At 39.3% G+C, this 19,099-nt stretch carries 21 protein-coding genes; 12 read left to right on the top strand and 9 right to left on the bottom strand.

Features of this window, described 5'->3' with window-relative positions; translation table 11 throughout:
• Positions 1–220: 220 nt before the first annotated feature.
• Entirely contained in the window at positions 221–1,801 is a 1,581-nt protein-coding gene (locus CXF74_RS04235; protein ID WP_101081155.1) for a BCCT family transporter, read from the bottom strand.
• A 288-nt stretch (positions 1,802–2,089) separates the two neighbouring features.
• Here CXF74_RS04235 and CXF74_RS04230 point away from each other — a divergent pair, with 288 nt between their 5' ends.
• Together CXF74_RS04230 and CXF74_RS04225 are read left to right on the top strand one after the other, a co-directional pair.
• The gene (locus CXF74_RS04230; RefSeq protein WP_101081154.1) at positions 2,090–2,737 is read left to right on the top strand and encodes a YdcF family protein; all 648 of its coding nucleotides are present in this window, start codon (positions 2,090–2,092) and stop codon (positions 2,735–2,737) included.
• Between the two features lie 52 nt (positions 2,738–2,789).
• Positions 2,790–3,356 (top strand): glutathione S-transferase family protein, encoded by a 567-nt coding sequence (locus tag CXF74_RS04225; RefSeq protein ID WP_101081153.1) that lies wholly within the window; start codon positions 2,790–2,792, stop codon positions 3,354–3,356.
• Positions 3,357–3,365: 9 nt separating this feature from the next.
• Here the strand turns inward: CXF74_RS04225 and CXF74_RS04220 are convergent, their stop codons facing one another.
• The 3 genes from CXF74_RS04220 to CXF74_RS04210 form a co-directional block, all read right to left on the bottom strand.
• A complete protein-coding gene (locus tag CXF74_RS04220) occupies positions 3,366–4,127 on the bottom strand; it encodes a 4'-phosphopantetheinyl transferase family protein (RefSeq protein WP_101081152.1) in 762 nt (253 codons plus the stop codon).
• Positions 4,128–4,218: 91 nt separating this feature from the next.
• Positions 4,219–4,521 (bottom strand): DUF496 family protein, encoded by a 303-nt coding sequence (locus CXF74_RS04215; RefSeq protein ID WP_101081151.1) that lies wholly within the window; start codon positions 4,519–4,521, stop codon positions 4,219–4,221.
• A gap of 451 nt (positions 4,522–4,972) precedes the next feature.
• Positions 4,973–5,494: an RNA methyltransferase gene (locus CXF74_RS04210; protein WP_101081150.1), complete on the bottom strand. Its 522-nt coding sequence runs from the start codon at positions 5,492–5,494 to the stop codon at positions 4,973–4,975.
• A gap of 142 nt (positions 5,495–5,636) precedes the next feature.
• Here CXF74_RS04210 and CXF74_RS04205 point away from each other — a divergent pair, with 142 nt between their 5' ends.
• Positions 5,637–7,091: an HDOD domain-containing protein gene (locus CXF74_RS04205; protein ID WP_101081149.1), complete on the top strand. Its 1,455-nt coding sequence runs from the start codon at positions 5,637–5,639 to the stop codon at positions 7,089–7,091.
• Here CXF74_RS04205 and CXF74_RS04200 read toward each other — a convergent pair.
• Positions 7,088–7,444 (bottom strand): DUF2750 domain-containing protein, encoded by a 357-nt coding sequence (locus tag CXF74_RS04200; RefSeq protein ID WP_101081191.1) that lies wholly within the window; start codon positions 7,442–7,444, stop codon positions 7,088–7,090. The two genes, CXF74_RS04205 and CXF74_RS04200, sit on opposite strands and share 4 nt — an antisense overlap.
• Positions 7,445–7,596: 152 nt before the next feature.
• Here CXF74_RS04200 and dinB point away from each other — a divergent pair, with 152 nt between their 5' ends.
• The 3 genes from dinB to CXF74_RS04185 all read left to right on the top strand — a co-directional run bounded on the left by dinB (position 7,597) and on the right by CXF74_RS04185 (position 10,513).
• Positions 7,597–8,682, top strand: coding sequence for a DNA polymerase IV (dinB, locus tag CXF74_RS04195; protein WP_101081148.1), 1,086 nt, complete (start codon positions 7,597–7,599; stop codon positions 8,680–8,682).
• A 45-nt stretch (positions 8,683–8,727) separates the two neighbouring features.
• Positions 8,728–9,492 carry an SDR family NAD(P)-dependent oxidoreductase gene (locus CXF74_RS04190; protein WP_101081147.1) on the top strand — a complete coding sequence of 255 codons (765 nt, stop codon included), beginning with the start codon at positions 8,728–8,730 and terminating at the stop codon, positions 9,490–9,492.
• 490 nt (positions 9,493–9,982) lie between these two features.
• Positions 9,983–10,513: an REP-associated tyrosine transposase gene (locus tag CXF74_RS04185; RefSeq protein ID WP_101081146.1), complete on the top strand. Its 531-nt coding sequence runs from the start codon at positions 9,983–9,985 to the stop codon at positions 10,511–10,513.
• A gap of 289 nt (positions 10,514–10,802) precedes the next feature.
• On the opposite strand, the gene CXF74_RS04180 is transcribed toward CXF74_RS04185, so the two are convergent.
• Both CXF74_RS04180 and CXF74_RS04175 read right to left on the bottom strand, forming a co-directional pair.
• The gene (locus CXF74_RS04180) at positions 10,803–11,519 is read right to left on the bottom strand and encodes a DUF6933 domain-containing protein (RefSeq protein WP_198552775.1); all 717 of its coding nucleotides are present in this window, start codon (positions 11,517–11,519) and stop codon (positions 10,803–10,805) included.
• On the bottom strand, positions 11,513–12,574 hold the full coding sequence (locus CXF74_RS04175) for a PDDEXK nuclease domain-containing protein (protein WP_101081145.1): 1,062 nt from the start codon (positions 12,572–12,574) through the stop codon (positions 11,513–11,515). The genes CXF74_RS04180 and CXF74_RS04175 overlap by 7 nt, the downstream gene beginning before the upstream one ends.
• Before the next feature lie 192 nt (positions 12,575–12,766).
• Between CXF74_RS04175 and CXF74_RS22135 the strand changes: the two genes are divergently transcribed.
• Both CXF74_RS22135 and CXF74_RS22130 read left to right on the top strand, forming a co-directional pair.
• On the top strand, positions 12,767–13,129 hold the full coding sequence (locus CXF74_RS22135) for a hypothetical protein (RefSeq protein WP_198552774.1): 363 nt from the start codon (positions 12,767–12,769) through the stop codon (positions 13,127–13,129).
• A 304-nt stretch (positions 13,130–13,433) separates the two neighbouring features.
• Positions 13,434–13,574 (top strand): hypothetical protein, encoded by a 141-nt coding sequence (locus CXF74_RS22130; RefSeq protein ID WP_232772434.1) that lies wholly within the window; start codon positions 13,434–13,436, stop codon positions 13,572–13,574.
• Between the two features lie 129 nt (positions 13,575–13,703).
• Here CXF74_RS22130 and CXF74_RS04160 read toward each other — a convergent pair whose 3' ends face one another.
• Both CXF74_RS04160 and CXF74_RS04155 read right to left on the bottom strand, forming a co-directional pair.
• Positions 13,704–14,300 carry a MarC family protein gene (locus tag CXF74_RS04160; RefSeq protein ID WP_101081144.1) on the bottom strand — a complete coding sequence of 199 codons (597 nt, stop codon included), beginning with the start codon at positions 14,298–14,300 and terminating at the stop codon, positions 13,704–13,706.
• A gap of 10 nt (positions 14,301–14,310) precedes the next feature.
• Positions 14,311–15,666, bottom strand: a complete 1,356-nt coding sequence (locus CXF74_RS04155) for a YjiH family protein (protein ID WP_101081143.1) — start codon at positions 15,664–15,666, stop codon at positions 14,311–14,313.
• Positions 15,667–15,862: 196 nt separating this feature from the next.
• Here CXF74_RS04155 and CXF74_RS04150 point away from each other — a divergent pair, with 196 nt between their 5' ends.
• The 4 genes from CXF74_RS04150 to pheS all read left to right on the top strand — a co-directional run bounded on the left by CXF74_RS04150 (position 15,863) and on the right by pheS (position 19,092).
• On the top strand, positions 15,863–16,885 hold the full coding sequence (locus tag CXF74_RS04150; RefSeq protein WP_101081142.1) for a GGDEF domain-containing protein: 1,023 nt from the start codon (positions 15,863–15,865) through the stop codon (positions 16,883–16,885).
• Positions 16,886–16,952: 67 nt separating this feature from the next.
• Positions 16,953–17,243: a PilZ domain-containing protein gene (locus tag CXF74_RS04145; protein WP_157822326.1), complete on the top strand. Its 291-nt coding sequence runs from the start codon at positions 16,953–16,955 to the stop codon at positions 17,241–17,243.
• A 27-nt stretch (positions 17,244–17,270) separates the two neighbouring features.
• The gene (locus CXF74_RS04140) at positions 17,271–17,882 is read left to right on the top strand and encodes a fumarylacetoacetate hydrolase family protein (protein ID WP_101081140.1); all 612 of its coding nucleotides are present in this window, start codon (positions 17,271–17,273) and stop codon (positions 17,880–17,882) included.
• A gap of 229 nt (positions 17,883–18,111) precedes the next feature.
• Positions 18,112–19,092 carry a phenylalanine--tRNA ligase subunit alpha gene (pheS, locus tag CXF74_RS04135; protein ID WP_101081139.1) on the top strand — a complete coding sequence of 327 codons (981 nt, stop codon included), beginning with the start codon at positions 18,112–18,114 and terminating at the stop codon, positions 19,090–19,092.
• Positions 19,093–19,099 lie beyond the last annotated feature (7 nt).

The raw sequence follows: 19,099 nt of genomic DNA, 5'->3' as shown, positions 1-19,099 counted from the left end.
CTTCTTTTAAGCCGCCTACTAATATCAAAAAGCTTCCAACCTTCTAATATTCCAAGCCTGGAAACCTCCACACTCATCTATTCGCTCACCGTTTTATATAGCTAGTACGTTTTTACTTGTTTTCAGGCATAAAAAAATGCGCTCAAACATCAGTTTGAGCGCATTCAACATAGGATGTTCACAGTGTTTAAATTAGCTTAAACGCTGTCCATCAAACGGTTTATTTGTACAGGTAATATTCGCTGCGTAGTCCTTTAATCAGACTGACACACATCAGTATCAATACAAAGGTAAACGGCAGGGCTGTAGTAACAACACCCGCCTGTAAAGCTTGAAGTACCTCTTTACCGCCAATCCAAAGCATTGTACCTGCAATTGCCCCTTCAACGATTGCCCAGAAAATACGCTGTGGAACCGGTGCGTCTATCTTACCGCCAGAGGTGATGCTATCGATAACCAATGACCCTGAATCCGATGAGGTAACAAAGAATATCAGCACTAAAATAACCGATACAATGGATAAGATATTACCGTAAGGTAATGCATCATAAACATGGAATAGTGACAATGAAATATCCGTTAAACCATTAGCGCCTAATTCTCCAACATGGTTGATCACTTGATTAATAGCAATGCCACCAAAAACAGCCATCCAAATTAGCGTTAGTAGAGTAGGAATAAATATCACTGCAAACACGAATTCACGCACGGTACGACCTTTAGATATGCGCGCAATAAACATGCCTACAAATGGAGACCATGAAATCCACCATGCCCAGTAGAAAACTGTCCAGCCTTGCATCCAAGCTGTATCATCACGGCCGTGTGGGTTGCTCAATGCAAAGATATTCTCACCGTAGGCAATTAATGTTTCTGGAATAGTCACCATAACAATATCAAAACCAACGTAAATAACGAAGATAAGTAGTGCTAAAGCAAATATCATATTGATATTACTCAATACTTTTACACCGCCTTCGATACCACGCATAATGGATAACATGGCAATAAAGGTAACAAAAGCAATAACACTTAGCTGCATACCAATGCCACCGTTAGTACCAAATACGTGATTAATACCACTTGTTGCTTGCTGTGCACCGAGGCCCAACGAGGTCGCTAAACCAAATAAGGTCGCCAGTACAGCCATAATGTCGACAATATGCCCTAACCATCCCCAGGCTCTATCACCAAAAATAGGGTAGAACACTGAACGAATCGACAAAGGAAGGCCTTTGTTATAGGTAAAAAAGGCTAATGATAATGCCACAATCGCGTAAACAGCCCAGCCATGAATACCCCAGTGGAATATGGTTGCTGCCATTGCTAATGTTTTAGCTTCTGCTGTATTCGCTTCAACATTAAAAGGCGTGCCCCACCAGTTTGTGAAGAAGGCGGTAGGTTCTGCAACGCCCCAAAATAGAAGACCGATACCCATGCCGGCAGCAAATAACATTGCTAACCATGAAATAGTCGAGTGTTCTGATTTTGCTTCTTTACCACCAATGCGGATTTTACCGTAAGGGGAAATCATCAATGCTAAAACAAAGATAACAAAGAAGTTAGTTGACCACATGAAGAACACATCAAAATCTTTCATGATGCCATTTTTTACACTGTTTAAGGTTTCTTTCGCTGTGCCGGGGTCGACGATTAACAATGTTGCAAGGAAGAGTAAAATAAGGCCTGCGCTGATGCCAAATACAGGGTTATGGATATCAACCCCCCATTTTTGAAGATTATCTTGCCCAACGTGATAGTCGGTTGTTTCTATGCTGTATTTATTTTTAGTTTCATTCATAAACTTTACTCACATTTTTATCCTTAATGTTGTGTTATTAAAAGCAGTTCAATATTCATTATTTATTAAGTGTTTAAGGCACCCAATAAAATTATGCGGCGCATACTACCACGAGTTGAGGCAAACTCAAGCAACATAAAATGTCAGCTTATCTTAAAGTCGAATTATTATGGTTGAATAATGAGTTTAACCACTGCAATTGCGCATAATTTTTTAAATAAACGCCTGTGAGACCATAAAATCACGTAATATATTTTGTTAATAATAACGGCTAACGATGAGGTTTTTATGGTAGAAACACAGTTAATTGCAACGTCTGCGCAGATAATATGGGATTATCATTTATTACATCATTCACTGAGTAACAGTGATTGTATCTTTGTACTGGGCAGTAATGATATACGTGTTGCTGAACGCGGCGCCGAACTTTATTTAGCCGGTTTCGCGCCTTTGCTTATTTTCTCAGGCGCCGTGGGAAAATTAACCGAGGGAATATTCGATTGTTCAGAAGCCCTGTATTTTGCTAATCGAGCGATAGAAATGGGCGTGCCCGCGAGCGCTATTTTAATTGAAGATCAAGCGACTAATACTGGCGAAAATATCAGTTTCACCATGGCATTATTAAAAGAAAAAGAGATCACCGTTAATTCTTATCTTGTTGTGCAAAAGCCCTTTATGGAACGTCGTGCTTATGCCGTATTTAAAAAGTATTTACCTACGGCCACATTACTGGTTACTTCGCCACAAATTAGCTATCAAGATTATCCCAATGAAGACTTAAGTCGTGATGATATTCACAATGTCATGGTCGGCGATTTACAACGTATTCGTGAATACCCGAAATTAGGTTTCCAGATAGCGCAAGATATTCCAACTTCTGTTTGGCAAGCCTTTGAAAAGATGGTTGAATGGGGCTACACAAAACACCTTATTTAACAGGCTGTTTTTCATCAAGGTATATATTTTTATCACTCAATTAAGGAACACTATGAAAATTTACGGTAGCTTCACTTCTCCCTTTGTTCGTCATTGTCGTATTGCGTTATTAGAAACATCACTGCCTTGTGAGTTTATTGAGACAGATGCAGTACAAAGTGCACAAATTTCACCGACCAAAAAAGTCCCTCTGTTAGTGGATGGCGACATTACCTTAACGGATTCAAGCTCTATTTTACGTTACCTTCGTGAAAAAGCAGAAATGCCTTTCATGGACGATATTCTTGATTTTGAGCTATTTAACATGACTAATACGGTGATGGATGCTTGTGTCAATATCTTCTTTCTTGAGAAGTTTGATAATATAACCGCTGAACAAAGCAGTTATATTACACGCCAAAAAGCGCGTGTTTTATCGGGACTTGAAGCGTTAAATGAAGCAGAGTTATCGGCTCAATTACCGTTAACTGATGGTGTGTTGCGTTTAGCCTGTTTCTTAGATTGGGGTATTTACAGAGATCGTATCGAGCTTAAAAAATTAACTAACTTAACGCGTTTATTAGATGTCGCGCGTACAGACGTTAATTTTATCAAAACCGTTCCTCCGATGAACGGTTAAGCTTTACAGCTAAAAAGCAAATAATGATGCACTCTGCTTCTCTGAAAACAGACGGATAGTTGGTTTGGTATCTGTCTGTTTTTTATTGTTGACCGACAAACCAATGCAATGTTTGTCATCGGGAAACAATAAACGGTGATACCAATTTTGTGCGTCTTTTTCTTTACAGCTTTCATCGAAGAATAAACCAATATTATCGTTACTGTGCTTTTCCTGCTGCTCGTGAATCTCAAAACTGAATGTATCTAACCCCTGACTAATACCTAAACCGGTGGCTTTTACAAAGGCTTCTTTTAACGTCCAGTATTGAAAAAATTGTGTGGGTGTCGTTTTAATTAACTGTGATTCTTGCTTGGAAAAAAAACGCTCTGCAATGGCGTTCACATTGATTTTACGCGAGAGGTTTTCGATATCACAGCCAATGTCTTTGGTTAAACACAATGCACAAATAATCAGTTCATTGTTATGGCTTAAATTGAAGCGCAGAGGGATCGTTGCATTCGTTACTTCTGGTTTGCCTAATTCGCCAATGCTAAATTGCCACTGTTGTGGTGCTAAGTTGTCATATTGCGAGAGTAATAAACGAATAAACGAGCGCGTAATAAGCGCGGTATGTTTCGCTTTATCCAGGCGATAGCGTTGTACTTTTTGTTGCTCAGAGGTTGAAAGTAGCGAAAATAATTCTGGGGTTGCCATTATTTTTTGTGGATCGATGATCCAAAGATGAATGTCATCTTGTTGCAGTTGATAGTTGGCTTTGGCTGGGGCCATTAGATTAGGTCGCTCTTTATTTTACTAAATTATAGATAGCAAAAAGGAGGATAAATCCTCCTTTTTATATTAATAACATGATGTTATTAAATTATTTCTTTGCAACAACCGGTGCAAAAGAATTGATTTTTTTATTTACGTCACGGCGCTCTTTAGAAAGCTCTGCACCTTTAATGATATGGTCGTCAACACGATCTTCATAATCACATAACATGTTTTTAATGATGTCTTTAATGTCATTTTGATCCATGTTTGGCGTGATGTAATCTACTAAGTTGCTCAGTAGGTCTACACGTTTACGGTTATCACGAACTTTTTTATCGTTATCAAGAATTTCACGTTTTAATTTGTTTTTACGGCGTGTATTTTTTACTAATTCAAGTACATTCGACATTGGTTATACCTTCTTTATTATCATTTTATTTTTATGTTCTTATCTTTCGTTTTCTTATTATACCTATTGGGCAGTATAACGCTGTTCTATTTTAAAAATAAACGCAGCTAATCGCAATATAATTGTGTTGTGTCATTAAAATAATTTGTCCTGACTCTGATTTCTTATGATTATTAATAAGTTATCACTATAGCATCGCAGTAAGAAAAGGAGATTGAAGGGCTTAAAAGGGGGGCTTAGCTGCTTTGATTTTACTTAATGACATCGGAAGTTTAGGTAAAGGAAGTATTGCTAAGCAAGTACAAAAAGATGAAAGGCAACCGACGGGTAAGGTTCTGATTATGCTCAGAGAGTAGGGTTGTTATCATCTTTACTTGCTGAGTTTATTAAACTTCGGGTTATTGATTGAGAGTACTCACTTTCATGGCGCTTCAAAAAAGTGTGTCAGGTGCTAACTTGATGCGTTATTTTTTACTTTGACACGATTATTATTATCACGACTCTGTTTGATTAAATCATTATCGGTAACAAATTTATCCGATTTAGCTAATCGATCATAAAGTAATACATTCACTGTGGCTGCTAAGTTCATGCAACCCGTTGTAGGAATATAAACAACGGCGTCCGCTTGATTGATTAACTGCTGACTTAAAGTCCCATCTTCAGGGCCAAAGAGATAAATCGCTTTCTCTGGGTGCTGAAAATTAGGCAGGGGAATCGCACCCTCAACTAAATCGACACAAATGACTTTGACATCATGCGCCTTATCGTCCAGTAAGTGTGCTTGCTGCTTTAAAGGTATTTTACTCAGCGCTTGCTTGGTATCGGTATTCAGTTTTACTGCGCGATCATAACGTGTCCCGGTATAAATAACATTATCCACCCCATAGCAGCCGGCAGCACGCATGACTGCGCCTACATTAGTGGGGCTTTTAGGGTTGCTTAGGCCGATGCTCACGCTATTTTCTGACATGTTAATTCTTATAAAAGTAAAAGTGGCAATATTCTAACGACACTAGGGTCATTAAGCAAAATATCAAAGTTTGATTTTTCGTTGTTTGACGAATACAACAGTCTGGTATTACGCTTTAATGGGCAATTAAGCAGAGGTCAAAATGGTTGATAAGATAAAAAGGAGCGAACAACAGTGGGTTCGGATACTCGCGCAAAAAGAGCTACCTGCTATTACTTCAGTGGCGGCCATGTTGGATAAATATTCAAATGACGATACCTCTTCTATTCCTTATCTCAGTAAAGCGATTTTACACGACCAAGGGCTTTCTTCTTGTTTATTAAGAGTCTCAAATAACTCACAACATGCCGCTGTTTCTAAAGTCACCACCGTATCGCGTGCTGCTATTGTGTTGGGTATTCGCGCGGTTAAAAATATTTGCCTTACCTCCAAAATCCTAGAAGGGTTATTAGACAGTAAAAACCTGGCGCCTGAGATACATCATCGTTTAACCATGTTAATGGCGAATGCCTTTTATGCCGGCCTATTAGCTAAGATGATGGTACCTGATCATAGTGATGATACGCAGGAAGAGGTCTATTTAGCCGCTATGTTATATCATATTGGTGAAACATCATTTTGGAGTACCCCCAGTGACATTGCCAATACACTCATTAAAGATGTCAATCTAGTGCCTAAAAAATTCAATAAAAAGTGCGAGCAATCTTTGGGTATTAAGTTCTCAGGTTTAAGCATTGGTCTTGCAAAAACATGGAATTTAGGGGATTTACTGATAAAAGCGTTGGATCAACCCGATAGCCGCACTATCGAAATGCAAACCATCAGTTTAGCGAACCAATTAAGTGGCGCTATCTCTTGCCCTCCGGATAATAAAATTGAATTTGATAATATCTTAAAGCGCATTAGTGTGATTATGAAAATTGAAGTGCATTTCTTAAAAGAAAGAATCAATCAAACCCGTGAATTAGCCATTGAGTTACTGAGCTCTTATGGCGCGTCAGTGCTTGAGCATCATATAAAAGTATTACCTAAAGGGGATGATTTTAACCACGCTACTAACAATTCATTTATGGCAGAGGTAAGCAAAGAAAAAGCGTTATTAGCGACATTAAAACAGCTGTCTAAATTATGTAAAAGCAGTCAAAATGTTAATGAGTTTTTAACCTTCACTTTGCAACAAAGTGCCATTATTTTAGGTTTTAATCGTTGTACTTTTTGGATGATTCCCGCAAATGCGAGTCAAATTGAAGCGCGTACGTCATATAATGAGGTGGGGCATACTGAGACGTTTCATAGCGCGATTACTATCAAAGGCAGTAGTAATTTAGTGAGCCACGTGATTGATATGGATAATGCGATTTACGTTAATGATTGCAGTCATCATAAATGGGTTAATTATATGACGCCGGAATTAACCAAGTTAATTGCGCAGGGGATAATCTGTTTTGTGCCGGTTAAGATTGATGGCAAAATGGTGGGTTTGATCAGCGGGCAAATATTTAAGAAAACTGAGAAATTTGATAATGATGACTTTTCTCAGTTTTGCTTTTTAACTGAGCACCTTAATATGTGCCTCAGTCTTGTTTCACACCGTTAAAGTGCTTCAATTTCAGTTAATGATTGAGTAAGCTCTGCAAGGTCAACTTCTGCATCGCCAGATTCATCACCCCAGTTAATGCCAATAACGACATTATCTTCAAGAAGATCATCAACCCAAAATTCAAACCAATCAGCCAGTGTTATAGCAGTAGGAACATACTCTGCCCATTCTTCGATGCAATGTGCTTGAGCAAGTGCTTCGCTAGACCATAACGGCATGACGTCGGTTTCTTCAAACTGTAATGAGTCGAGCACAACCCAATCTTCACTTTTTTTGTCTTGTAATGCCCAAAATGTTTGAGTGGGTTTTACAGTAGTTAAAAATGTGTTTAATTGTTGTTTATTGTCCATTTTATTTCTCAGTTTGGTGAAAGAATCGCTATTGTACGCGATTGCATAATCTTCGTCACACATTGTATGAACTTAGCAGAGATAGATATTTAATGATTGCAATTTTTCATAAATAACCGACAATAACACTGTCTTTATAAACAGGTTTTATTATGTCTGCAACAAATACTTTTCCACAACGTAAGATCATCCATATTGATATGGACTGCTTTTACGCCGCGGTTGAGATGCGTGATAATCCTGAATATCGAGATATCCCGTTAGCTATCGGCGGTAAAGTGGATCGGCGTAGTGTATTGTCTACCTGTAATTATCTCGCGCGTAGTTTTGGTGTGCATTCTGCAATGCCAAGTTACAAAGCAAAACAGCTTTGTCCTGAATTGCTGATTATCCCCGGTCGCATGCAAGTGTATATTGACGTCTCAAAACAGATTAAAGCGATCTATTATCGTTATACTGATTTGGTTGAGCCATTGTCATTAGATGAAGCCTTTTTAGATGTAACCGATTGTAAATTATGCCAAGGCTCGGCGACTTATATCGCTGAAGATATTCGTCGGGCTATTTTTGAAGAGTTAAATTTAACCGCCTCTGCGGGTGTCGCCTCGGTAAAGTTTTTAGCTAAAATAGCCTCCGATGAAAACAAACCCAATGGCATCTGCGTGATAACCCCAGATCAAATTCCTATTTTCATTAAAACACTTCCCCTTAAAAAAATTCCCGGCGTGGGTAAAGTTGCGCAGAAAAACTTAGCTGAAAAGGGCTTAGTGACCTGTGCTGATGTACAGCAATACTCCGCTGAAAAACTACTCAGTGAATTTGGTAAATTAGGCGGTGCACTATTAAATTACAGTCGTGGTATCGATAGCCGAGCGATAGAGCCTTACCGAGAGCGTAAATCCCTCGCAGTAGAGCATACGTTTAGTTATGACATCTTAGGTGAAGAGCAATGCAGCGAACGCTTAGTGCCGTTATTTGAGGAATTAACTCGGCGTTTAGACAAAGTATTAGATGAAAAGATGATCACTAAAATTGGCGTTAAAATAAAGTTTTCTGATTTTAATATTAAAAACGCAGAGCGACAGTCTAGTGAATTGTCTTTATCATTGTTTAGTACCTTATTACATCACCTTTTGCATAAGTCGTCCGATAAGCCGATTCGTTTATTAGGGATTTCAGTGGGGCTGGCCCCTAGGTTGGATGAGCATCAATCGGTGCAATTAAACCTACTAGAATAGAATATCAAATAGAACATAAAATTGAGCCTCAATAGAGAAACCACTATGAAAAATACGGTATTAATTACTGGCGCGAGTTCAGGGCTAGGTGAAGAATTTGCATGGCAGTTAGCCGCACAGGATTATAATTTATTGCTGGTGGCCAGACGCTCAGAAAAATTAGCGTTATTAGCAAAAAAGTTAACTGAAAAGTACCCTCAGTTAACTGTGTTAGTACTCAGCGAAGATCTCAATGAAAGCACAGCAGTAGAGACTATTCAAACTTTCATCGAAGCACAAAATATACGCTTAGTCGGTCTGATTAATAATGCAGGGTTTGGCGCACGAGGGGCGTTTTCTGAATTGCCTATTGTTCGTCAACAGCAGATGCTTCAGGTGAATATAATTGCACTAACCCTGTTAACACATACTTTAATCACTCATTTAAAAAGAGAAAAATACAGTTTTATTATTAATGTTGCTTCCACTGCTGCCTTTCAAGCTGGGCCTCATCTAGCCTTATATTATGCCAGTAAGGCCTTTGTGCTTTCTTTTTCTGAGGCATTACATGAAGAATTAAAAGGACAAGTCGCGGTGAGTGCGTTATGCCCTGGTGCTACTAAAACAGAGTTTGCAGATGTGGCTGGTATGTCTGATTCATTGGTTTTTAAATTACGTGTGATGGATAAAGATGTGGTGGTAAAGCATGCGTTAAAAAACAGAGGAAAAGCAATCGTGATACCGGGGTTGATGAATAAAGTCGCGGTCATTGCGGTGAAACTATTACCTCGTTTTATGAGTCGAAAATTGGCCTATCAAATTCAAAAATAACGTTAACAACTAGCGTGTTTAAATCGTTCCCACGCTCCGCGTGGTAATACATAAGCAAAGTAGTGCTAGAAATCAACTCAGTCAGTCTGAATCCCCACGCGGAGCATGGGGACTAGGCGGGATAACTCGTTCCCACGCTCCGCGTGGTAATGCATAACCAAAGTAGTGCTAGAAATCAACTCAGTCAGTCTGAATCCCCACGCGGAGCATGGGGACTAGGCGGGATAACTCGTTCCCACGCTCCGCGTGGTAATGCATAAGCAAAGTAGTGCTAGAAATCAACTCAGTCAGTCTGAATCCCCACGCGGAGCATGGGGACTAGGCGGATAACTCGTTCCCACGCTCCGCGTGGTAATGCATAAGCAAAGTAGTGCTAGAAATCAACTCAGTCAGTCTGAATCCCCACGCGGAGCATGGGGACTAAGCGTAATCTCTATTTAACTCGTCAACTCGTTCCCACGCTCTGCGTGGTAATGCATAAGGAGTCACCATGGGAAGAAGCCGATATAAAATAATACAACAAGATGCTCCTCATTTTGTCACATTAACCGTATTGCATTGGATACCTGTTTTTACACGTCCACAGACGGTTGATATTATTTTAAATTCGTTACGTTTTCTCATGGCAGAGGGATTAAACGTTCATGCTTACGTTATTCTTGAAAATCATCTCCATCTTGTTGTTCAAAGTGATCAATTAGGAAAAGACTTAGCACGATTAAAATCGTATACCGCGAAACAGTTAATTGCATATTTAACAACACATCATGTAAAAACGATTTTAGATCAGTTGGCTTTTTATAAAAAAGCGCATAAAGGTGATTGCGCTTATCAATTCTGGCAGGAGGGTGTACATCCTGAAATGATCCTATCTGACGATATGATGCGACAAAAGATAGATTATATTCATCAAAATCCGGTTAAGCGTGGATATGTTGATCAAGCGACTCATTGGCGTTATTCCAGTGCCCGTAATTATGAAAATGAAGTCGGGCTGATTGATATTTGTAAATTGTGGTAGTTATTTGTGCTAGTTACTTGTGGTGGTTATGCATTACCACGCAGAGCGTGGGAACGAGAGATATTTGTAAATTGTGGTAATTATTTGTGCTAGTTACTTGTGGTAGTTATGCATTACCACGCAGAACGTAGGAACGAGAGATTGCATAATCAAAGTCAAAGTAGTGCTAGAGATCAACATAGTCAGCCTGAGTTCCCACGCGGAGTAAGGGGAACTTCTCGTTTATTAAATTTAAATGGTTGGTTTAGCACTGTTAATGTTTGAATATGCGGGCATCTTAGACTCTCATTCATTTTCGATAGTCGCTCAATACAACAATATTGCTTAACTTTTCATTTTCAATGACATGCACGGAGTTATGCACTGCGCTATTGTCACCTTGTATTTGTGCCTGCCAAAAACGCATAAATTCTCGATAAGGGAAAAAGAGCGCTTTGCGGTTTTTGGCGTTACGCGGGATTTGACCGGTAAAAAGGTTAAAGTTCAACAAGTCTAACTCGTCAAGTAACATGCCATCTTCATAACAGTGACGTTCAAGATGCCAATGCACATCGTTGAGATGCCCTTGCACGCTACGATCACTTCGCGCATGAAAGGCGCAGGTATTCACTTTGCTGTCATAGCTATCAAGACAGATTTCGATTTCAGCTTCATCGATGCCATTTTCATGAGCAAGGCAATGAAAGGTCGATTTTAAAATAGACTCAAAGGCATTAAGGAATGCATATTGGTCGCCTTTTTTACCTGCGAGCAAAGTAATGCAGAATCGACTGTGTACATCCATCACCATTAAGTATTTTTTACGCTTAATGGAAACGCAATGCACCACCCATTGCCATTGAAAACTGCCGTTTTCTTGCGCTTCGACATCATTAGGAAATACAGGCGTAGCGACTGATTCGGCAATGGTTTTATGGGGGGCTGGCTCAAGGCAAGAAATTTTCTCGCCTTTACGTGTCACGGTAAAAAAATCAGCGGCTGCTTTGGTGCAGTTAAAGACTAACATGATTGATCTCCTGCTTTTTCCGCTGCCAATGCTAATAGGTGCTGACGCTCTTTTTCTAGTTGCAGGCTTAACTCTTCTTCGCTAGGTAACTCGGTCATGTATTTTGAGGCAAACAATTGTGCACTGTCATTGAGCACGGAGTATTTAGCCACTGTGTGATTATTTTCAGTGCACAAAATTAAGCCGATAGTGGGGTTGTCATCGGCTCTGCGTTTTTTTTCTTCGTACATGCGTACATACATATCCATTTGCCCGACATCTTGGTGGCTGAGTTTATGCATTTTAAGATCAATGAGCAGGAAACATTTAAGGTGAAAGTTGTAGAAGACCAAGTCGATGTAATAGTCGCCATCATCGGTGCTGATGCGTTGTTGGCGGTCGACAAAGGCAAACCCTTTACCCAGTTCAAGTAAGAATTTTTGCAAGTTATCAATCAAGGCTTGCTCTAACTTACTCTCTTGTAAACCATCACTGGATAGCCCCAAGAAATCAAAAATATAGGGGTCACGTAGGTAATCTTTGGCAGACAGGGCAAGCTCACTGGTTTTCTGCTCGGCCTCATTCAATACCGTACTAATATCGCCTTTCTTGGCTTGCGTGGCCAGTAATCGCTCGTAATAAAGCGTGCCAATTTGGCGCTCTAATGCACGGACAGACCATGCTTGCTCGATCGCCTCGTTCATGTACCATTGGCGACTCTGTTCAGTTTCAATGCGGATAAGGGTGCGATAATGGGTCCACGACAAAGTGTGACGCACTGCGTCACGAATTGGAAAGGCCAGATAAAACAGACGCATATTACGTAGATTTGAACTATCGAAGCCTTTACCAAACTCTTGCGTTAATGAGTTTGATAAGTTTTTTAATAGCGATTTTCCATATTCTGCGCGTGTTTTCCCCTGTTGTTCATCTTCAACAATTACACGACCAATTTCCCAATAGGTTTGCACCATGGCGCTGTTCACCACCTGTGCAACCTGCTTGCGACCTTGAATTAATAGTTGCCTGATATTGTTAAGTAACAATTCGCTATTTTCTGTTAGCTGATTGACCATTTACGCTGCCTCTGTTTCATTTATTACATTTTCCCTTAAAGCTTAGTGTTTGTCACTAGGTGGCAAGCTTTTCTATCCCCATGAGTGTCGTTCGCTACATGATTTTGGGGAAAAGCGGAGCCCGTCCTTTATAGAAGAAGCCGATATAAAATAATACAACAAGATGCACCTCATTTTTTCACATTAACGGTATTGCATTGGATACCTGTTTTTACACGTCCACAGACGGTTGATATTATTTTAAATTCGTTACGCTTTCTCATGGCAGAGGGATTAAACGTCCATGCTTACGTTATTCTTGAAAATCATCTCCATCTTGTTGCTCAAAGTGATCAATTAGGAAAAGACTTAGCACGATTAAAATTAGATACCCATGCTACTTCAATATGCAAAGTCAGCAAGGAAAATGGTGCTGATATACTAGGCATAAAATTGAAGCCTAGTCATTCTAAGTCGAAATTTTATAACGACGTAGATTGGCGCAAGTTACCTTGCCCTACGGGGCGCAAGCTCGCTTATTATTCAACCATGGCAGCCCTGCGTTACAACAATTGAAAAGTGAATAACAATAATGGATTAAAGTCTTTTTTTTAATCCTACCGTTAGAAGGTTCACGTAGTTAACGTTCGATAGGTTACCTCATGTTGTGCCTTGCTCTGGTTATCGAGCTTGTGCCTGACAAAGCATCTTGAAGTAACATGGGTATGTACCGCGAAACAGTTAATTGCATGTTTAACAACACATCATGTAAAAACGATTTTAGATCAGTTAGCTTTTTATAAAAAAGCGCATAAAAGGTGATTGCGCTTATCAATTTTGGCAGGAGGGGGTACATCCTGAAATTATCCAATCTGAGGAGATGATGCGACAAAAGATAGATTATATTCATCAAAATCCGGTTAAGCGTGGATATGTTGATCAAGCGACTTATTGGCGTTATTCCAGTGCCCGTAATGATGAAAATGAAGGCGGGCTGATTGATATTTGTAAATTGTGGTAGTTATTTGTGCGAGTTACTTGTGGTGGTTATGCATTACCACGCAGAGCGTGGGAACGAGAGAGAAAATTCAAAAGTAACGTTAACGATTAGCAGGTTAACGTTACTTTTTATGCTAATAGCTTATAGCGTTTATGCCATTAGGTTGCGAATACCATCGTAAATAAATTGAATAGCAAGTGCTGCTAATATTACGCCTAGAAAGCGTTTCAAAATTTCATCACCGGTTTTCCCAATCACTTTTTTAAGGTGTTTGGATACCAACATTAAAACAAAGGTTAATAATAGCGTACTAATAATAGCGGCAGAAACGGCCATGATACCGGCTGTTTCTGTTGTCTGAGAGAACAACAGAAGTGCCAGTGTCAGTGTGCCCGGTCCTGCTAATAGCGGGATAGACATCGGAAAAACAGAAATATCAGTCTGCTCTCCTTTACTACTAAAGCTCATGTCAGAGGTAATCATTTGAAATGCAGTGAAGAACAGTAATAGTCCCCCTGAAATGCGCAATGAGTTGATATTAATGCCCAAATGCGAAAATAGCGCTTCCCCATAATTACCAAACAATATTAGCGTTAAACCACTAATAATAATCGCTTTAGTCGCCATTATATAACGATATTTTTTATCTCCATTACCCACTAAAGAGTTAAATATCAAGGCTGCGCCAATCGGGTCAATAATAACAAACAGTGCCGTCATCGCGTGTAGATATATAGCGATATCCATGTTTTATTCCTTAAAAAATAAGATGTGCGACACCTGCAATAACAGGCAAGGTCACTAACGTTCGTAAAATAAAGATAACAAACAGTTCAACCACATTAACGGGTATTTTACTGCCTAATAATAAGGCGCCCACTTCACTCATGTAAATAAGCTGTGTTACTGACATAGCTGCAATAATAAAACGAGTCATGTCTGATTCAATAGAGGCAGCAAGAATAGACGGGATAAACATATCTGCAAAACCAACTACGATAGTTTGTGACGCTGCAGCCGCTTCTGGAATTTGTAATAATTCTAATAACGGAATAAACGGGTAACCGAGGTAAGCGAATACAGGAGTGTACTCTGCAATGATTAATGCAATTGTACCCATTGCCATCACCACGGGTAATACGCCAAATACCATATCGATGACATTTTTTATGCCATCTTTAAAGGTGTTTTTAAAACCTGTGCTATCGGATGCTTTTACCAACGCTTGTTCAAGTCCCCAAGAAAAAATATTGTGACCTGCGGGTGTTAATTCATTGTTAGTCAGGCGTTCTGTGCCATCAATGTAATTGTCTTTTTTCCAGCATAAAGGGGGTAATTTAGGCACGATAATCGCTGCAACCACACCGGCTAAACAAACTGCTAGGTAGAAAGGTAAAAAGAGGTGTTCAAGTTGAACCTGTGAAATAACCACTAACGAGAAAGTGATTGAAACTGCAGAGAAGGTGGTACCAATAACAGCTGCTTCACGTTGCGTGTAAAACTTAGCTTCGTATTGTTTGCTGGTCATCAAAATACCGACACTACCATCACCCAACCATGAAGCCATACAATCAATCGCGCTTCGTCCTGGTAAGTTGAAAATAGGACGCATCACTTTGGTTAATAAAGTACCAAATAATTCTAGTAGGCCAAAATTAAGTAATAAAGGCAGTAATAAACCGGCAAAGGTAAAGACACAAAATAGCACCGGTAAAAGATCGTTAAGCACTAACGCACCGGTATTGCCCGAGTAAATCATTTCAGGCCCGATAGCCAAGTAAGTCAAGCTGATAAAAATAGCGCCTAACAAACGAATAACAAACCACACGGGTGAAACATCGATCAAATCATTAAAGAATTCATTGTTTTTGATGATATTAAACTTAAACAGTTTATGCAGCGAAGTAATGACCGCCGTAAATAAGACAATACAAGTAACAATAAGGGGTAGGGTATCGCCGAGTAAACTTTGCAGTGTTTTAGCAATGATTGCGATCGGTATCGTAATATTACCTTGAAAGCTAATGGGCATCATAAATAGCAATAAGCCAATTAATGAAGGCACAATAAAAGTTAATATTGTTTGTAGGTTATGTGTTTTTTTAGCGAGCACTGGAATACCTTAGTGAATAAATTTTGTAGATAAGCAGGGACTTTTCTTTGAACGCGCAGATTACGCACTTTAGCTGAGCTTGTAAATGGGGCTATCGGTGCAAAGATCAATGAATATTCAAAAAAATGCACAAAGCTATTTTATTCACGCTATGCTAATAGCTTAGTGTTAGACGATAAAGTTTGTAGGGAGTGAAATGAACAGCAGTTTATTAATGAAATCAGCGGCAAATCTCAAGAAAGCCTTGCCGTTGATGATGAAATATAAAGTACCTACCACACCCGTTAATTATGCCCTCTGGTATACTTACGTGTCCGATGAATTACCTGAATTAAACGAACAACTGAATGATTTAATGGCAAATAATGATATTTGTCCGCCTATTCAAGCGGAGTCACTTTATCGTGATTTTGTGGCAAGCAAAACTGACTCTGAAACCTTGGAATTAAGAACCAGCATCGATAAAATGCTTATTCAATTAGATAAATCCTTAATTGATACCCATAAAGATACTAATACTTTTCAGAAAGCATTTGAAAAAACGTTTGATGACATTAATAGTGTTGAGCAGGAAGGATTATCGGTAGAAGAGGTGATTGGCTTAGTCAAAAAACTTCAGGGTGATTCAAAAAACATGCATCGTTCAACGGCTTTTTTTAGCAAAAGCTTAGAAAATGCAAAAGGCGAAATCGCGTCATTAAAAGCACAGCTAGAAAAAAGCCAAAAACTGGCGTTATATGATTCACTCACAGGCCTACTCAACCGCCATGCCTTTGATACCGAACTTTCCGCTTATTTGGAAAAAAACAACCAAGGTTTATGTTTGGTTTTAGCGGATATTGATCACTTTAAAAACTTTAATGATCAATGGGGCCATTTATTGGGGGATCAGGTATTAAAAGCGGTAGGGCGAAAATTAAACGATAGTATGCGTAATGGCGCCAGTGCTTATCGATTTGGTGGTGAAGAATTTGCTATTTTAATCCCTAAAAGCAAATTACGTATCGCACGTCATTTTGCTGAAAGCATACGTAAAGTCATCGAAAAACTCACCTTGAAAGATAAACGCACCGGTGAAAAAATAAATAATGTCACTATCTCTTTAGGGGTCGTTGAGTTCCAACAGGGAGATTCGTTACACAACTTTATTACCCGTGCGGATGAGTTTCTTTACGAAGCGAAAAGATTAGGGCGAAACCGCGTTTTACCTATTTTGTAAATCTGCTTCATTTTTAAATACTTCTGCCGATAACTTGCTATTAGAGCCATTGTTAGCAGGAGTATTTGTGTTATTAAATCAGCAAGAAAGGCGTACTTTTGAACGTCTTCGTTTTACCTCTCAAGTGAAGATTACCCATAATGGACATGATCAAACAGTGGATTGCAAAGATGTAAACACTGAAGGCATGTCGATTTACCTGCCTGAGAAGCATTTAAAATTACACGATGAAATCGCTGTGCGTTTTGATGATCAAGATGCGCATTTTCCTGCGCTAAATGCAGATGCCGATGTGAGCTGTGTTCAAGCGACTGACAGCGGGTTTGTTATTGCCCTAGAGTTTGTTGCTATTTATTAAATTAAATTAAACAGAAACGAGACCTGCATGAATTCAATTAATATCGCTGGAAAAAAAAGTTATCCGTCTAAAATCGTTTGTATTGGTCGAAATTATGTCGAACATATTAAAGAACTTAATAATGAAATGCCTGATCAGGCGGTTATTTTTGTTAAACCTAACTCTGCGATTGATAGCCAACTAGTCAGTGATAATAACGAAACCATACATTATGAAGCGGAAATCTCATTGGTTATTGAAAACAATCAAATCACTGCTGTTGGCATAGGTTTAGATCTCACTAAACGTGGTGTGCAAGCAAAGCTGAAAAGTAAAGGGTTGCCATGGGAACGTGCTAAAGCCTTTGATAAATCGGCTGTATTTAGTGATTTTGTTCCTTTTTCTGATGCTGTAGAAACACTATCAATGCAACTTTTGATCAATAATAAACTGATTCAACATGCTAATTACGATTTAATGATTCACAAACCTGCTGAGATACTTCAAGAAGTCAGTACGTTTATGAGTTTTTTAGATGGCGATATTTTAATGACCGGTACACCTAAAGGTGTAGGTGTTGTATTAGCGGGTGATGTTTTCATTGGACGAATTTATCAAGGTGAAACGCTGTTAATTGAACAACAATGGCAAGCCGTGTAGTTGATACCAAATTCACGTTAATAACTGAACACGCTAGTGCATTAAAATGCCAGAAACCAATAATCTGCAACATAATCAATCGCCACATAGCCGCGCCTTTGGGTGAAGAGGCGAAATAAACGCCTCTTTTTGACGCTTTTCCGCTATTCCACCACAACAGTACTAGCCTTATCTCTCTGATTTGCGTAAAATTGCGTCCTATTTTTTACGTAATTTCGAGATGAAACTAATGCTGCACCTTGATGAAATCGTTGCTAATGCGCAACAACAGATAGAAAACGCCGTTGATGGTAACGAGCTAGAAGAGATCCGTTTACAGTATTTAGGTAAAAAAGGATTGATGACTGAGCAGATGAAAGGACTAGGTAAACTACCTCCTGCTGAGAAACCTGCTGCGGGTCAAATGATCAACAAAGCAAAGCAAGCTATTCAAGCAGTATTAGTAGCGCGTAAGCAAGCTTTTGAAGCTGCTGTGCTTAATGCTAAATTGGCTGAAGAAACTATCGATGTAACGCTACCTGGTCGTGGCGCATCATTAGGTAACATTCATCCTGTTACACGCACTACTGAGCGCATTGTTGAGTTCTTTAGTGAGCTTGGTTTTGAAGTGAAAGATGGTCCTGAAATTGAAGATGGTTACCATAACTTTGATGCGTTAAACATTCCGCCACATCATCCTGCGCGTGCTGATCACGATACTTTCTACTTCAACCCAGATTTAGTATTACGTACACAAACATCAGGTGTACAAATCCGTACCATGGAAAATCAAGAGCCTCCAGTACGTATTATCTCCCCGGGCCGTGTTTACCGTAACGATTACGATCAAACGCACACACCAATGTTTCACCAAGTTGAAGGCTTGATGATTGCTGAAAACGTCAGTTTTGCGCAACTTAAAGGTATTCTGAACGATTTCTTGCATAACTTCTTTGAAGAAGATTTAGAAGTCCGTTTCCGCCCATCTTATTTCCCATTCACAGAACCTTCTGCTGAAGTGGACGTTAAAGGCAAAAACGGTTGGTTAGAGATTCTTGGCTGTGGCATGGTTCACCCAACAGTATTAAAAGCAATGGGTGTTGATCCAGAGAAATATTCAGGTTTTGCTTTCGGTATTGGTATCGAGCGTTTAACAATGCTGCGTTATGGCGTAAATGATTTACGTTCTTTCTTTGAAAACGATCTTCGTTTCCTCAAGCAATTCAAATAAGGTTTAA

Origin of the sequence: Psychromonas sp. Urea-02u-13, assembly GCF_002835995.1 — a bacterium.
In the GTDB taxonomy this organism is placed as follows: Bacteria; Pseudomonadota; Gammaproteobacteria; order Enterobacterales; family Psychromonadaceae; genus Psychromonas.
The sequence above is the reverse complement of the archived record's forward strand: the minus strand, read 5'-3'. Positions and strand labels throughout refer to the sequence as shown.

What these genes read in the sequence shown, in the direction of transcription:
- CXF74_RS04235 (WP_101081155.1), bottom strand. Translation starts at nt 1,801, where the DNA reads ATGAATGAAACTAAAAATAAATACAGCATAGAAACAACCGACTATCAC.
- CXF74_RS04230 (WP_101081154.1), top strand. Translation starts at nt 2,090, where the DNA reads ATGGTAGAAACACAGTTAATTGCAACGTCTGCGCAGATAATATGGGAT.
- CXF74_RS04225 (WP_101081153.1), top strand. Translation starts at nt 2,790, where the DNA reads ATGAAAATTTACGGTAGCTTCACTTCTCCCTTTGTTCGTCATTGTCGT.
- CXF74_RS04220 (WP_101081152.1), bottom strand. Translation starts at nt 4,127, where the DNA reads ATGGCCCCAGCCAAAGCCAACTATCAACTGCAACAAGATGACATTCAT.
- CXF74_RS04215 (WP_101081151.1), bottom strand. Translation starts at nt 4,521, where the DNA reads ATGTCGAATGTACTTGAATTAGTAAAAAATACACGCCGTAAAAACAAA.
- CXF74_RS04210 (WP_101081150.1), bottom strand. Translation starts at nt 5,494, where the DNA reads ATGTCAGAAAATAGCGTGAGCATCGGCCTAAGCAACCCTAAAAGCCCC.
- CXF74_RS04205 (WP_101081149.1), top strand. Translation starts at nt 5,637, where the DNA reads ATGGTTGATAAGATAAAAAGGAGCGAACAACAGTGGGTTCGGATACTC.
- CXF74_RS04200 (WP_101081191.1), bottom strand. Translation starts at nt 7,444, where the DNA reads ATGGACAATAAACAACAATTAAACACATTTTTAACTACTGTAAAACCC.
- dinB (WP_101081148.1), top strand. Translation starts at nt 7,597, where the DNA reads ATGTCTGCAACAAATACTTTTCCACAACGTAAGATCATCCATATTGAT.
- CXF74_RS04190 (WP_101081147.1), top strand. Translation starts at nt 8,728, where the DNA reads ATGAAAAATACGGTATTAATTACTGGCGCGAGTTCAGGGCTAGGTGAA.
- CXF74_RS04185 (WP_101081146.1), top strand. Translation starts at nt 9,983, where the DNA reads ATGGGAAGAAGCCGATATAAAATAATACAACAAGATGCTCCTCATTTT.
- CXF74_RS04180 (WP_198552775.1), bottom strand. Translation starts at nt 11,519, where the DNA reads ATGTTAGTCTTTAACTGCACCAAAGCAGCCGCTGATTTTTTTACCGTG.
- CXF74_RS04175 (WP_101081145.1), bottom strand. Translation starts at nt 12,574, where the DNA reads ATGGTCAATCAGCTAACAGAAAATAGCGAATTGTTACTTAACAATATC.
- CXF74_RS22130 (WP_232772434.1), top strand. Translation starts at nt 13,434, where the DNA reads ATGATGCGACAAAAGATAGATTATATTCATCAAAATCCGGTTAAGCGT.
- CXF74_RS04160 (WP_101081144.1), bottom strand. Translation starts at nt 14,300, where the DNA reads ATGGATATCGCTATATATCTACACGCGATGACGGCACTGTTTGTTATT.
- CXF74_RS04150 (WP_101081142.1), top strand. Translation starts at nt 15,863, where the DNA reads ATGAACAGCAGTTTATTAATGAAATCAGCGGCAAATCTCAAGAAAGCC.
- CXF74_RS04140 (WP_101081140.1), top strand. Translation starts at nt 17,271, where the DNA reads ATGAATTCAATTAATATCGCTGGAAAAAAAAGTTATCCGTCTAAAATC.
- pheS (WP_101081139.1), top strand. Translation starts at nt 18,112, where the DNA reads ATGCTGCACCTTGATGAAATCGTTGCTAATGCGCAACAACAGATAGAA.